Below are 15,004 nucleotides of genomic sequence, written 5' to 3' on the forward strand. Positions count from 1 at the left end.
AGTCTTATAATTAACATTATGTTAAGTTATAAGTAAGCAAAACACCCCATTCCATAGAAACAGCGAACCCCGGCCTGGAAGTCTGTCTCCTGGCCGGGGTCCTGAATGTGAAGTGTTCGAATATATCCTATCGAGTCGCTCGAACAGCAGTCTACTTCTGCTCCAACAGATTCTTGATCCGGTTATACTTCTCTGTCTCATTCAATCGAACGTACAGCTGTTTTAACGACAACAAGGTTCCTTGGTACAAGGACTGGTCATCCTCTGTCTTCCGGGGATTCGCTTCGAGCGACTTTTCCAGATACGGCGCTGCAGCCTTGAATTTGTCTTCATATTTGACCTTCGCCTTCTCGAATTCGGCATTATTGGTCAACTGATTCGCTGCATTGGCCATATCGGCGCCCTGGTTAAAGTACATGGCTCCCAGGTTATAGTTGATCTCGTAATTGTCCGGCTGGATCTCCAGACCCTTCTTATAGGCTGCTTCAGCACGGCTCATGTAATCGTTATACTGAGCCGGTTTCGCCTTGTCCTTGCCATCCGCACCTTTGGGATTGGCCATGTTGTCAAACGTGCTGCCCAAGGCCATATAAAGGCTCGGGTTCTTGGGATCCTTTTGAATGGCCGCGTCCAGTGCCGTGGTGGCTTCCTGACTCTTACCGGTCGATAACAGGATGTTGATCTCGGCGAGCATCAAATTGATGCTTTCCGGCATGGCGGTACGTCCCTGGCGCAGAACCTCCAAAGCCTTATCGGTATTGCCATCCTCACGGTACAGGTTCGACAAGGCGGCATAAGACTTATCGTCCTGATAATTCATGGAAACCAGCTTTTCATAGTATTGCTTCGCCTTGGCCTTATTTCCCGCCCGCTCAGCGGCATACGCTGAATTCAGGATCGTAGCGGTATCGTTCGGACTGATGGCCTGTGCGATCTCGAAATCCACCAGCGCTTCCGCGTACTTGCCTTCTTTGAACTGACCAACACCTTTGTTGAAGACCTGGCTCATCAACTGCATTTGATTCAATTGAATTTCACCAGCCCATTCATTATTGGGCTCGATTTCCATGGCCTTTTTAAACGCGTCATTGGCTTCCACCAGGCAATTGTTGCAAAGTGAACCATACTTCTCACTTGAATACAGAGCCGAATAGATCAGCCCTTTATAGTACCAGGTCTTGGCCATCCCCTTGGTCTGCTCATGGTTGACGGCCTCATCGATGGCCTCTTTTGCCTTATCGTATTGCTGATAAGGGACCTTGTAGAAATTAATAGCCGTTTGAAGTTTCGCTTTTTGTCCGAAGGAATAACTTACAGACAAACAAAGCACTACGATCAACGAAAGCAGTTTTTGCATGATTTCCGATTGCGTATTATTATGTTAAACGAATATCAGTTCAATTATTTTCCTGCCCGGCCTCTCCGCTCGCATCCCCATCTGACTCCGCTTCATCAGAAGGTCCTTCCGGCGTAGCGCCCTCAATGGCGGGAGTATCTTCCATCTTCGATTCTTCCTTATCCTCCACTTCCACCTTCGCAACCGAGGCGATTTCATCATCATCTTCCAGGCGGATCAGTCGAACGCCCTGGGTCGCCCGGCCCTGAACCGAGATATCCTCTACCCCCATCCGAATGGTCAGTCCGTTTTTGGTGATGATCATCAGGTCGTCGTTTTCAACTACCACCTTGATCGCAACCAGGTTGCCGGTCTTGTCGGTTATGTTGATGGTCTTTACGCCCTTGGCCCCCCGGTTCGTTTTCCGGTATTCGTCGATATCAGAACGCTTGCCATAACCTTGTTCTGCTACAACCAATACCGACTCTTTGAGCGGGTCACTGACACATACCATGCCGATTACAGCGTCGTCATCTCCGTCGAGCGTGACGCCCTTCACTCCGATTGAATTTCGACCCATCGGACGCACAGTCTCTTCGTTGAACCGGACGAGCTTACCCTTACGTGTCGCGAGCATGATCTCGTTGGTGCCATTTGTAAGGCGGGCTTCCAGCAACTGGTCGCCGTCTTCGATCTGGATCGCGTTGATGCCCGACTGACGCGGACGGGAATACGCCTCCAGCGCTGTTTTCTTGATGGTCCCGTTACGGGTACACATCACAATGAAGTTGTTGTTGATATATGTTTCGTCCGAAAGATCCTTCACATTGATGAAGGCTTTCACTTTATCGTCAGGTTGAATGCTGATCAGGTTCTGAATCGCTCGGCCACGACCGGTCTTATTGCCTTCCGGAATCTCGTAAACCTTCAGCCAGTGGCACCGGCCCTTCTCCGTGAAGAACAGGATGTAATTGTGTGTGGAGGCTACGTAAATATGTTCTACGAAATCTTCCTGCTTGGTCGAACTGCCACGAGCTCCGCGACCGCCCCGACCCTGCGTCCGGTATTCCGTTAACGCGGTCCGCTTAATATATCCCTGGTGGGAAATCGTGATGACCACGTCTTCATCCGCGATCATGTCTTCCAGACTGATCTCGTCACCGGTATAGACGATCTCGGTCCGGCGTTCATCCCCATACTTTTCCTTCATCTCCCCGAGTTCATCCTTGATGATGTCCATCCGAAGTTTCTCATCCGCCAGGACATCCCGGTAATAATCAATAAGCTTCTTCAGTTCGGCATACTCATCCCGGATCTTATCGCGTTCGAGGCCGGTCAGGCGCTGCAGGCGCATCTCCAGGATCGCTTTGGCCTGGATCTCGGACAACTGGAAGGAGTTGATCAAGCCGTCCTGGGCGATCTGCGGGGTCTGAGAAGCCCGGATCAGGGCGATGACTTCGTCGAGGTGATCCAGTGCGATGAGGAGTCCCTCGAGTATGTGCGCCCGCTTTTCCGCTTCCGCCAGTTCGTACCGCGTACGGCGGATCACCACTTCATGGCGGTGATTGACGTAGTTGACGATCAGGTCTTTCAGGTTGAGCGTCATCGGTCGCCCACCGACAAGCGCAACGTTGTTCACGCTGAAGGAAGATTGCAGCGATGTGAACTTGAAGAGGTTGTTCAACACCACATTACCGATAGCGTCACGACGCAATTCGTACACGATCCGTATCCCTTCCCGATCGCTCTCGTCGCGGATATCCGAGATACCTTCCAGTTTCTTTTCATTGATCAGATCAGCGGTTCGCTTGATCATCTCCGCTTTGTTGATCTGGAAGGGGACTTCCGTAACAACGATCCTTTCCCGGCCGTTGTCGGTTGTTTCGATCGTGGCACGTGCCCTGAGCACCACTTTGCCACGGCCGGTATGATAGGCCTCTTTCACGCCGGCGTATCCGTAAATGATACCGCCTGTCGGGAAATCGGGCGCCTTGATGATTCGAGCCAGTTCATCCAGCGTGATGTCGCGATTGTCGATATAGGCGACTACACCGTCGATCACTTCCGTCAGGTTATGCGGCGCCATGTTGGTGGCCATACCTACCGCGATACCGGAAGCTCCATTTACCAGGAGGTTCGGAATCTTGGCCGGCAGCACGGTCGGCTCCTGTAAGGAATCATCGAAATTTAACGTGAAGTCTACGGTCTCCTTGTCGATGTCCGACAACATCTCCTCAGCCAGCTTTTTCAGCCTGGCCTCGGTATAACGCATGGCCGCCGGAGAATCGCCGTCCATCGAACCGAAGTTACCCTGCCCATCCACCAGCGGGTACCGCAAGCTCCAAACCTGGGCCATCCGGACCATCGCATCGTAAACGGAACCATCGCCATGCGGATGGTATTTACCCAATACTTCCCCTACGATACGGGCGGATTTCTTATAGGGCCTGTTACTCAGTACACCCAGATCAAGCATGCCGTAGAGCACGCGACGGTGCACGGGTTTCAGGCCGTCCCGGACATCCGGCAACGCACGCGATACGATCACCGACATCGAGTAATCGATGTAGGCGGTCTTCATTTCCTCTTCGATGTTGATCGGAATGATCTTTTCTCCGTCAGTCATGATGGCTAAACTTCAATTCAAAATTTTTCGGCTGGATAACCGTCTCTTCCTTTGTGTAAGGTTCCGGAAAAGTCGGTCCGCCGGGCCTTTCCGATACCCATCGGTAGGGCCAAAATGGCGCTTTTACTAGAAGCCCGAAGGTACGTAAAAATGCCGTTCCGGGGGCGTTTTTCGCAAACAGAAATTTGTTGATAAAAGCAACTGCCCGATTGGCAGTCCCCAAAAGCTAGCACGTTACTTGCAAACTAAATCCGCAAGAAAATCGGTAGTTTTGTTGAAAGAAATCGATGATTCGACCGAACTTGTCTACAGCCGGTTCGTTTTACATTAGAATCACAACCCCAAACATGGAAGCCAAATTCTCACCGCGTGTCAAAGATGTAATCACCTTCAGTCGCGAGGAAGCCCTTCGCCTTGGACACGATTACATTGGTACCGAACACCTCCTGCTGGGCCTCATCCGCGAGGGTGAAGGCATGGCCATCAAAATCCTGAAATCCCTCGGCATCAACCTGCAGGAATTGCGGAAATCCGTTGAAAGCACTGTTCGCGGCAGCACGGCCTCGATCAACAACCTCAGCAATATTCCCCTGACCAAGCAGGCTGAGAAGGCACTCAAGATCACCTATCTCGAGGCCAAAGTTTTCCGCAGTGATGTCATCGGAACAGAGCACCTGCTCCTGGCCATCCTGAAGGACGACGATAACATCGCAACCCAGATCCTCAATCAATACGGTATCAGTTATGATATCGTGAAAGAGGAATTGGAGATCATCAAATCCAACTTCAAGTCGGAGACTCCCCAGAGCTCATCGGAAGATGACCCCTACTCCAAAGACGATGAAGGTGGCGGTGGCAGCGGTTCGGGTATGGGTGGTAAGAAACCCTCCGACAGCAAATCCAAAACACCGGTTCTTGACAACTTCGGTCGGGACCTCACCAAAGCTGCCGAAGAAGGTCGCCTCGACCCGATCGTCGGCCGTGAAAAGGAAATCGAACGCGTCTCGCAGATCCTCTCCCGTCGTAAGAAGAACAACCCGATCCTGATCGGCGAACCTGGCGTAGGTAAATCCGCCATCGCTGAAGGACTCGCGCTCCGCATCGTCCAACGGAAATGTTCACGCGTCCTCTTCAACAAGCGGATCGTGACGCTCGACCTGGCTTCGCTCGTTGCCGGTACCAAGTACCGTGGCCAGTTCGAAGAACGCATGAAAGCGGTGATGAACGAACTGGAAAAATCTCCGGATGTGATCCTGTTCATCGACGAGATCCACACGATCATCGGTGCCGGTGGCGCCTCCGGTTCACTCGATGCTTCCAACATGTTCAAGCCGGCGCTTGCCCGGGGTGAGATCCAGTGCATCGGTGCTACTACCCTCGATGAATACCGCCAGTATATTGAAAAAGACGGTGCGCTTGACCGTCGCTTCCAGCGTGTCCTGGTTGAGCCGGCTTCTGCCGACGAAACCCTGGAGATCCTGAACAACATCAAGGAGCGCTATGAGGAGCACCACAACGTGAACTTCACGCCGGAAGCCCTCAAGGCCTGCGTAACGCTGACTAACCGCTACATCACCGATCGTTTCCTGCCGGACAAGGCCATCGACGCGCTCGACGAAGCGGGATCACGCGTACACATCACGAACATCCACGTCCCCAAGAACATTCTCGAACTCGAAGGCAAGATCGCCGATATCAAGAACGAGAAGAACCGTGTCGTCCGCAGCCAGAAATACGAAGAAGCAGCCAAACTCCGGGATACCGAGAAGCAGTTGCTGGAACAACTGGAGGTGGCCAAACGTCAATGGGAAGAAGAAACAAAGAGTCACCGCTACACCGTTTCCGAACAGGATGTCGCTGAAGTAGTGGCCATGATGACCGGCATTCCGGTCACCCGTGTGGCCCAGACCGAGTCGAACCGCCTCATTAAGATGGGTGAACTGCTCAAAGGCAGTGTGATCGGCCAGGATGAAGCGATCGCCAAGATCGTGAAGGCCATCCAGCGAAACCGCGCCGGATTGAAAGACCCGAACAAACCGATTGGAACGTTCGTCTTCCTCGGCCCCACCGGAGTTGGTAAGACCCAATTGGCCAAAGTCATCGCGAAATACCTGTTTGACTCGGAAGACGCGTTGATCCGCATCGACATGAGCGAATACATGGAAAAGTTCGCGGTATCCCGCCTGATCGGTGCGCCTCCTGGATACGTCGGTTATGAAGAAGGCGGTCAGTTGACCGAAAAGGTCCGCCGTAAGCCTTATTCGGTTGTACTCCTCGATGAGATTGAAAAGGCCCATCCGGATATCTTTAACCTGCTCCTGCAGGTATTGGATGAAGGTATGTTGACCGACAGCCTCGGTCGCAAAGTCGACTTCAAGAATACCATCATGATCATGACCTCCAACATCGGTTCCCGCCAGTTGAAGGACTTCGGTCAGGGTGTTGGATTCCAGACGACCTCGAAATCCAGTCAGGCCGACGAACACGCTCGCGGCGTAGTCGAAAATGCGCTGAAAAAGGCTTTCGCTCCCGAATTCCTCAACCGTATCGACGATGTGGTCATGTTCAACTCCTTGTCCAAGGAGGATATCCACAAGATCATTGATGTCGAACTCGTCCACCTCTACAAACGTGTACAGGAACTCGGCTTCAAGATCGTTTTGTCAGGCGATGCCAAAGACTACATCGCCGACAAAGGCTTCGACCAAAACTATGGTGCCCGCCCATTGAAGCGCGCCATCCAGAAATACCTGGAAGATCCGCTGGCCGAAGAGATCATCAAGTCAGAAATCAGTGAAGGTGATACGATCGATGTCACCTTTGACAAGGAGAAGAGCGAATTGAAGATCGCGGTTGTGAAAGCTTCCACGCCTCCTCCTCCGGCTAAATCCGGCCCCGGTCGCAAGAAGAAGGATTCGGAATAACCGAACCGATTAAATAAAAAAGGCTGCCCGAAGGCAGCCTTTTTATTTAGATCAACAACAGAATCGCTGTTTATTTCCCAAAGCGGTCCATGATCGACTGACTGATTCCGGTGGTCGAATATCCACCGTCGTGGTAGAGATTCTGCATCGTTACCATCCGGGTCAGGTCACTGAAGAGCGCTACGCAATACTCCGCACAGGCATCCGCACTGGCGTTACCCAGCGGACTGAGTTCGTCCGCGAAATTGTAGAAATCGTCAAAGCCCTTGATGCCGGTACCAGCCGTCGTCTTCGTTGGCGACTGAGAAACCGTGTTGACGCGGACCTTCTTTGCTTTTCCGTAGTGGTATCCGAAACTGCGGGCGATACTTTCCAGCAGTGCTTTGATATCGGCCATATCGGTATAGAACGGAAACGTTCGCTGTGCCGCAATGTAGGTCAGCGCCACGACGCTACCCCATTCATTCATGGCGTCCAGCTTCATGGCTGCCTGCAACATCTTGTGTAACGACAAAGCGGACACATCGGCGCCTTTCAGGTAGTAGTCGTAATTGCTCTCGGTATAGGGAATGTTCTTACGGATGTTGACCGACATACCGATCGAATGGAGTACAAAATCGATCTTCCCGCCCATTTTGTCCATGGCCCCCTGAAAGAGGTTGTTCAGATCTTCCATCGAAGTCGCGTCAGCCGGAATAATCTCCGCTCCGGTCTCTTCGGCCAGCTTCTTGATCTCACCCATCCGCATGGCAATCGGAGCATTGGTGAGAATGATTTGCGCGCCTTCCTGGTGACAACGTTGTGCCACTTTCCAGGCGATCGAATTGGAATCCAATGCGCCGGAAATGATTCCGCGCTTTCCTTTTAGGAGGTTATACATACCGTTGGCTTGACTTATTCGTTCGCAAGAATACGAAATCTATTGGTTCAGGAGTTCGCGGGCGTTGGCCAGAGCATTGGCACCTGGTTTCTCACCGCTTAACATCCGGGCGATCTCCACTACCCGGTCGTCCCCATCCAGTCTTCTGACACGGGTGTTGGTCTTCTTCCCGCTTACTTCCTTGTGCACATACCAATGGGCATCACCTCGGCTGGCGATCTGGGGAAGGTGCGTAATGCAGATAAGCTGGTGTTTACGCGAGAGGTTCCGCATCACATGCCCGATCCTGTATGCGGTTTCGCCGGATACACCCGTATCGATCTCATCAAAGATCATGGTGGGGAGTTCCATCTCACCGGCGACCGCCGACTTCAGACACAACATGAGCCGGCTCAATTCACCACCCGAAGCCACTTTGTTGAGGTCCGCAAACGCCCCGCCCTTGTTGGCGCTGAAGGTGAATCGAATCTGGTCGATCCCGTAAGGACCCGGTTCGACCAAACGTTCCCCCGCATCGATTTTCAATTTGGCATGCGGCATCGAAACATCCGACAACAGGCTGGAGATCTTTTTCTCGATGGTAGGAATGGCTGACCTGCGCTTTTCTGAAATTGCTTCAGCCTGTCGCATCAGAATATCTTGTTGCTGTTTCGTCGACACCTTTAGCGCCGCGATGCGCTCCTCCATACTTCCGATCGAGTCAAGTTTCAAACGCAATTCATCCTGCAACGAAAGCAACTCGTCTTCCGTTTGTTTACGGTGCTTGTGTTGAAGCTTGTACAGGATGTCGAGCCGTTCCTGTATCTGTTCCAGCCGAGCCGGGTCGGATTGGAAATGAGCCGACAAACTTCCGGCTTCCGAGGCAATATCTTTTAGTTCGATCAGACTCGATTTGATTCGTTGCGCGAGCTCCTGTATGCGGACATCGTATTTGGAAACCGAGTTCAGCCCCTGGATCAGGTTGTTCAACGGTCCAATTATAGCGTCTTCACCGGATTCCAGTGTCGTGGCGGCCGCGTCCAGGGTCTGACTGATCTCGCCGGCATGGGTCAGGGCACGCAGTTCCGCTTCAAGCGCCGGCTGTTCTCCCGCTTTCAACGCGGCTTCTTCCAACTCCCTAAACTGAAACCCGAGAAAATCCTTTTCGGACAACGCCCGCTCCTCGTCCTCGATCAGGCGAGAAAGTTCTTCGGTTGCAAGTTTCCATGCCTTGTATCCTTCCCGATAGGACTGTATTTCCGTTTGCATCCCCGAAAAAGCATCTACTACGGAGCGTTGAAAATCACGCTTGTTCAGCAACAAGGTCTCGTGTTGTGAGTGCACATCGACCAACAATTCTCCTAATTCCCTTAATTGTTGCAGGTTGACAGGTGTGTCGTTGACAAAGGCTCTGGACTTCCCTTCGGCCGAAATCTCCCGCCGAATGATCACACTCGATCCGTCATCCAGTTCATGTTCGGATAAGAACTGCCGCACCAGGCCGCCTTTCCGGGGTAGCCGGAATTCACCTTCGACAATACACTTTTGGGACTTGTCGGACAATGCGGTGGTATCGGCCCGTTGACCCAGTATCATTGACAATGCTCCCAGGAGGATCGACTTACCTGCTCCGGTTTCACCCGTGATCGTATTCATCCCCTCTTCCAACTGCAATTCCAGTTCATCGATAAGCGCGTAGTTGCGGATATTCAGGCGGTGTAACATGGCAGGGTGAAATTACAAAAGGCGATGCGGTTATCGATCCGCAAATAGTAGAATTTCAATCAACAACATAAAAAAAGCCGGCTCTTGGCCGGCTTTGTATATCGGATCCCCTTAGAATCACTTAACGCCTTTCATGTTTTCTTTCATTTCTTTCCAGGTGGTACGCTGGTAACCGTCCGGAATCATGAATTGGCTGTCGTCCACCTGAAGTTCTTCAATGCTGCGTGCGCTCATTTTCATGGACATTCCGTTCTGGATGGTCTCGAACTCGAGCATGAATCCGTCGATACCATCTACCGTGGAGGCAAATGAGTTATTGGCCAGCAGATCCTGGGTGTACCAGACATCATACGAGACCTTGCCGTCTTTGCCTTCCTGCGTCACGGTAGCCTTATTGCAGGTGTGGCCGGCGATAACCTTGGTGTCGCTCGATTGCTTGACAACCGGCTTGGGCATGGAACTACGCTCATTCTCCATATCAGCCTTGTTCATGGCGATGGCCATTTTATTTCCCATCATATCCATCAGCATGGTTCCTTCGCCGAGTTTATGGTCGGAAATGACCACGTTGGTACCCATCGGCATGGAAACTTCCACACGCGACATCTGGCCTTTGAAGTACATGATGGATTGGGTGGGCAACATGGCCAGAGTCTGCTGATCCATTTTGCTGTTCGGGTACGAAATGTCAAAAACGACTTTGCCCTGCATGATCTTGTTCTCCCACTGGGCGAAAACGGAGGTGCAGGCGACCAGGGAAACGAACAGGAAAGAGAGGAGTTTTTTCATCGTGATGGATGTTTGGCGTTGAGGTTTACTACAAATATAAGCCTTCTTTCGGCATTGAAAACGGGTGCACCCCACGGCTTTTTGGCGGACGTCCAACAATCGGTTGTGAATGGTTCGTTCCTATATCTTACACTCGTTCAATACCGTAGGCCATGATACCGTTCAATTTCCGGTAAAACACTGTTCATATCTTTTAACTACATCGATCCCCTTATCCGGGCGCCAATTCTACTTTTAAAAACTATAAAAATCGCAGAATTCATGGCGAATCGGCTGAAAAGCGAAGTGGCTGAGGAAACGACGGAACCGAAAGAAAGCCGCGAAAAAGAGAAGCGTACCCGCAAACCCAAGAGCTCCTCTAAGAGCCGTTGGGAAAGCGTGCGCAATTTCTTCCTGGACGAACGGACCCATAAGGTCTTCGGATTACTCATGCTGGCAGGGGCGTTTTTTACGCTGTTGGCATTCATCAGCAACCTGGTGACCTGGAAGGAAGACCAGGCAATCGCGGGGATCGATTCGGTCTGGCAATTACTGACCAGACAAGACATCCAGGCGGAGAACTGGATGGGTAAACTGGGTGCGATCACTGCCCTGCAATTCCAGAACGCCTGGTTTGGCATTTGTGCGTTCCTGCTCCCCTTCTACCTTACGCTATTCGGCGTTAAAATCCTGTGGGATGTCAACCTGTTGCCCATCGGCAAATCCATCCGGTTTGGATTCTTTGGACTCGTCTGGACCTCGACTTTTTTAGGGTACATCTTCCATAAATCGCCCGACCTCCTCTTTTTAGCCGGTGGATACGGCTACCAGATGAGCCATGCGCTGAACAACCTGTTCGGCTTTATCGGAACCGGTGCACTCTTGGTCTTCTCGATGGTCGGCTTCGGTGTTGTCGCGTTCAACCTGCCCTTCAAACGCCTTCGTCAGGAACAGGAAGAGCTCGAGCCTGTAACCGCCGATAATGCTGCGGATATCCTGACAGAAAACGTTGCCCTGAAAAACGCACTCCGTCAGGAGGACGCGCCACGGACCGTAGAACTTGAGTTGGGATCAGAGGATGAAGAGGAGGATGCTGAAGAAGAAGAGGAAGAAGAAGGTGAATTCATCGACCTCGATGAGCAGGAAGAAGAAGCTGAAGAAGAAGTGGTCGAGGAAGATTCACTGGAGTTATCGCTTGAACCCGTTCTCGCAGGAACCCAGGTGACTCCACCGATCGAGGGAGAAGTCCCCCTCGAAGTTGCTGCGCCACCCATCGAGGAAACAATACTCGAGACCGAAGGTGAATTGCCGCATGCGCAGGGTGACTATGACCCTACCCTGGACCTTTCTTCCTATCAGTACCCTACCCTTGAACTGCTGGAAAATTACGGCGACAAGAAAATCGAGGTCAATAAGGATGAACTCGAAGCGAACAAGAACCGCATCGTCGAAACACTGAGTCATTACAATATCTCGATCGAAAAGATCAAGGCGACGATCGGTCCAACGGTCACGCTTTTCGAGATTGTCCCGCAAGCGGGTATCCGTATTTCAAAGATCAAGAACCTGGAAGATGATATCGCGTTGAGCCTTTCGGCACTGGGTATCCGGATCATCGCCCCCATTCCGGGCAAGGGTACCATCGGTATTGAAGTACCCAACCAAAAGGCCGAAGTGGTGCCCATGAAATCGGTTTTGGCAAGCGAGAAATTCGCCAACTCCGAAATGGAGCTTCCGGTTGCTCTCGGAAAGAACATCTCCAATGAAGTATTCGTGGCTGACCTGACTAAAATGCCCCACTTGCTGATGGCAGGTGCAACGGGTCAGGGTAAGTCGGTTGGATTGAACGCGATCCTCGTATCCATTCTCTATAAGAAACACCCGGCCCAGGTGAAGTTCGTACTGGTCGATCCCAAGAAGGTCGAACTGACGCTCTTCAAAACGATCGAGCGGCATTTTCTCGCCAAACTTCCCAATGAGGAAGAAGCGATCATCACCGATACCAAAAAGGTCATCAATACACTCAATTCCTTATGTATTGAAATGGACCAGCGTTATGAATTGCTCAAGGATGCTCAGGTACGGACCATCAAAGAATACAACGCCAAATTCATCGGGCGTAAGCTGAACCCGAATAACGGACACAAATTCCTCCCTTACATCGTGCTCGTGATCGACGAATTCGCCGACCTGATCATGACTGCCGGGAAGGAAGTCGAAACACCGATCGCCCGCCTCGCACAACTTGCTCGTGCGGTCGGAATCCACCTGATCATCGCAACGCAGCGCCCGTCTGTCAACATCATCACGGGTACCATCAAGGCGAACTTCCCGGCACGCATCGCATTCCGTGTAACGTCCAAAATCGATTCGAGGACCATCCTCGACAGCGGTGGGGCCGAACAGCTCATCGGGCGAGGCGATATGCTTTTCTCGACGGGCGCGGATCTCGTGCGCTTGCAGTGTGCCTTTGTCGATACTCCGGAAGTCGAACGGATCACGGATTTCATCGGCGGACAACGCGGCTACGCGGATGCCCACCTCCTACCGGAATATGTGGATGAGAGCGCCGAGGGATCCAGGGAATTTGACGCGAATGATCGGGATCCGCTCTTTGAAGAGGCAGCCCACATTATCGTCCAGCATCAGCAGGGTTCTGCTTCCTTACTGCAGCGCCGCCTGAAGCTCGGATATAACCGCGCCGGCAGGATCATCGACCAGTTGGAAGCGGCCAAGATCATCGGCCCGTTCGAAGGCAGTAAAGCCCGGGAAGTACTGGTTAAAGACGCCCTGATCCTGGAGCAGGTCTTAGGTAACATCAGGGGAAAGGAATCCTGATCCCTCCCCGCCCGTTGGCCTGCTTTTTGCAAATCCCAGGAATCGTAAATTCGCACAAAAATCAGCACGAAATCCATGAAGCTATCCACTTCACTACTCGCCTCGCTTCTGCTTTTTTTACCTTTTTTGAGCCTTGCTCAAAATGGCAGCGATGCGAAATCACAGGAGGTCCTCAAATCGGTTTCCGCGAAATATAAGTCCTTCAAATCCCTTAAGGCCAGTTTCACCGTGACGATTGAAAGCCCGGGAAAAGTGAAAGAGGTTCAAAAAGGAACGTTGTATATCAAAGGGGACAAGTACCGGCTGGAATTCGCGGGACAGGATGTTATCTCGGATGGCAAGACCCGCTGGACCTATGTGAAAGATGCGAATGAGATCCAGATCGATAATCAACGTAAGGACGAGAACGCCATCACGCCGACCAACATTTTCACCTTGTACGAAAAGGGATGGAATTCCAAGTACATCGGTGAAGCGAAAGAACCTTCGGGGCCGGCCCACCAGATCGAGTTAGTACCGATCGAACCCAAGAAAAAGAACGTCTTCAAAGTAAAGATCGCCGTTAGCAAGGCTGACAAGTTTATCGTTTCGGCAAAAGTGTTCGACAAGAATGGTGGATTCCAGACTTTCCAGGTCGACAAACTATCGCCGGATATTTTAACCGATGACACTCAATTCGTCTATAACGCGACCCGATATCCGGGTGCGGAGGTAGTCGATCTCCGATAACGGTGTATTTTCTCAATCAAAAAGGGGCCTAAGCCCCTTTTTGCATTTTCACGAACAGCATCGATCCGGAACAACTACTTTTATGTAAAATAACAAAGCATGAAAAGGAAGCTCTACCTGACATTCTTTTCGGCCATCCTCGCACTTCCGTTGCTGGCCCAACCCACCCTGACTACTGCAGACTTGCCCGTGGCCGGACTAGCGTTTACGATGGTGCAGGATTCCACCTACAATGCTCCCATCCCTTCGGGCGGAGCAAACGTAACCTGGGATTATTCCGGTTTGCAAAATCTGTTGATCGACACGATCGGCTTCGGGACTGCTGCCGGCACGCCCTATGCAGGTTCATTTCCAACCAGTAACCTTGCCTCGCAAGCCGATAACCTTACCGACTGGACCTATACCACCAGCAACAGTACAGGTTTTTATCTTGATGGCGTAGGTACCCCGACGCTGACCATACGTTACAATCCTCCTTCCCTTTTCGCTCCGGTTCCGTTCACTTATAACCAAACCAGAACAAACATAGCGCGCATCGTACAGGATACGGTAATTATCGATACGACCGGTACGCCTCGTAACGTCCGGTTTATCCAGAACCAGCGAGGCGATTTTCTGGCAGACGGTTATGGTACGTTGATCCTGCCGAACGGGTCATTCAATAACATCCTGCGCATGAAGAATACGGAGCTCACTACGGATAGCCTCTTGGTTGAGTTGTTGCCCGGCACGTGGACCTTAATCACTTCATCAGCATCCCAAACCACCTTTTACCGTTATTTTGAAGCCGGCTCACCGAGTAGTTATATCCTGGGGATCGAAGCAGACAGTCTTGGTGTCAATGCGGTCAATTCGGAGTATCGCGGACAGTGGGTGCTCCTGAATACACCCACGCTTACCAAGGACGAAGAACTTTCGGTGTATCCCAATCCTGCGCATAATCTGCTGACCATTCAGGGAGCAGGCTTGAAACAACGTTCATCGCTTACGATCACCGACGCGTCGGGGCGAATCATCCTGGAACGTTTGGCGGTATCTGCCGAACGAGCAACAATACCCGTAGATGCCCTTTCAAATGGCATGTATTACCTGATCGTACAGGGAGAAACAGGAAGCAGCAGGATCCCGATCCTGATCCAGCATTGAGACCAGCTATCCGCTGTGGAAAAGGCTGCCGTTCGGCAGCCTTTTTTCTTATC

General features: G+C 51.7%; 9 protein-coding genes. 4 read left to right on the forward strand and 5 right to left on the reverse strand.

Translation table 11 applies throughout. The annotated features are described in order from the left end of the window. Positions 1-151: 151 nt before the first annotated feature. Positions 152-1,357, reverse strand: a complete 1,206-nt coding sequence (locus IPJ96_09165) for a tetratricopeptide repeat protein (GenBank protein ID MBK7910515.1) — start codon at positions 1,355-1,357, stop codon at positions 152-154. A 40-nt stretch (positions 1,358-1,397) separates the two neighbouring features. After that, on the reverse strand, positions 1,398-3,962 hold the full coding sequence (gyrA, locus tag IPJ96_09170) for a DNA gyrase subunit A (GenBank protein ID MBK7910516.1): 2,565 nt from the start codon (positions 3,960-3,962) through the stop codon (positions 1,398-1,400). A 347-nt stretch (positions 3,963-4,309) separates the two neighbouring features. On the opposite strand from gyrA, the gene IPJ96_09175 reads away from it, so the two are divergent. Further along, entirely contained in the window at positions 4,310-6,886 is a 2,577-nt protein-coding gene (locus IPJ96_09175) for an ATP-dependent Clp protease ATP-binding subunit (protein ID MBK7910517.1), read from the forward strand. Between the two features lie 70 nt (positions 6,887-6,956). On the opposite strand, the gene IPJ96_09180 is transcribed toward IPJ96_09175, so the two are convergent. From IPJ96_09180 to IPJ96_09190, 3 genes are all read right to left on the reverse strand, one after another. Next, positions 6,957-7,766 (reverse strand): SDR family oxidoreductase, encoded by an 810-nt coding sequence (locus IPJ96_09180; protein MBK7910518.1) that lies wholly within the window; start codon positions 7,764-7,766, stop codon positions 6,957-6,959. 39 nt (positions 7,767-7,805) lie between these two features. Then, positions 7,806-9,470 carry a DNA repair protein RecN gene (recN, locus tag IPJ96_09185; GenBank protein ID MBK7910519.1) on the reverse strand — a complete coding sequence of 555 codons (1,665 nt, stop codon included), beginning with the start codon at positions 9,468-9,470 and terminating at the stop codon, positions 7,806-7,808. Between the two features lie 117 nt (positions 9,471-9,587). Next, positions 9,588-10,259 carry a DUF4412 domain-containing protein gene (locus tag IPJ96_09190; protein ID MBK7910520.1) on the reverse strand — a complete coding sequence of 224 codons (672 nt, stop codon included), beginning with the start codon at positions 10,257-10,259 and terminating at the stop codon, positions 9,588-9,590. Between the two features lie 261 nt (positions 10,260-10,520). Between IPJ96_09190 and IPJ96_09195 the strand changes: the two genes are divergently transcribed. From IPJ96_09195 to IPJ96_09205, 3 genes are all read left to right on the forward strand, one after another. Beyond that, positions 10,521-13,076, forward strand: coding sequence for a DNA translocase FtsK (locus IPJ96_09195; protein MBK7910521.1), 2,556 nt, complete (start codon positions 10,521-10,523; stop codon positions 13,074-13,076). 75 nt (positions 13,077-13,151) lie between these two features. Next, complete coding sequence (locus IPJ96_09200) at positions 13,152-13,805, forward strand: outer membrane lipoprotein carrier protein LolA (protein MBK7910522.1); 654 nt, start codon at positions 13,152-13,154, stop codon at positions 13,803-13,805. A gap of 99 nt (positions 13,806-13,904) precedes the next feature. After that, positions 13,905-14,951 (forward strand): T9SS type A sorting domain-containing protein, encoded by a 1,047-nt coding sequence (locus IPJ96_09205; GenBank protein MBK7910523.1) that lies wholly within the window; start codon positions 13,905-13,907, stop codon positions 14,949-14,951. Positions 14,952-15,004 lie beyond the last annotated feature (53 nt).

It is taken from the genome of Bacteroidota bacterium (assembly GCA_016713765.1).
In the GTDB taxonomy this organism is placed as follows: domain Bacteria; phylum Bacteroidota; class Bacteroidia; order AKYH767-A; family 2013-40CM-41-45; genus Pollutiaquabacter; species Pollutiaquabacter aromativorans.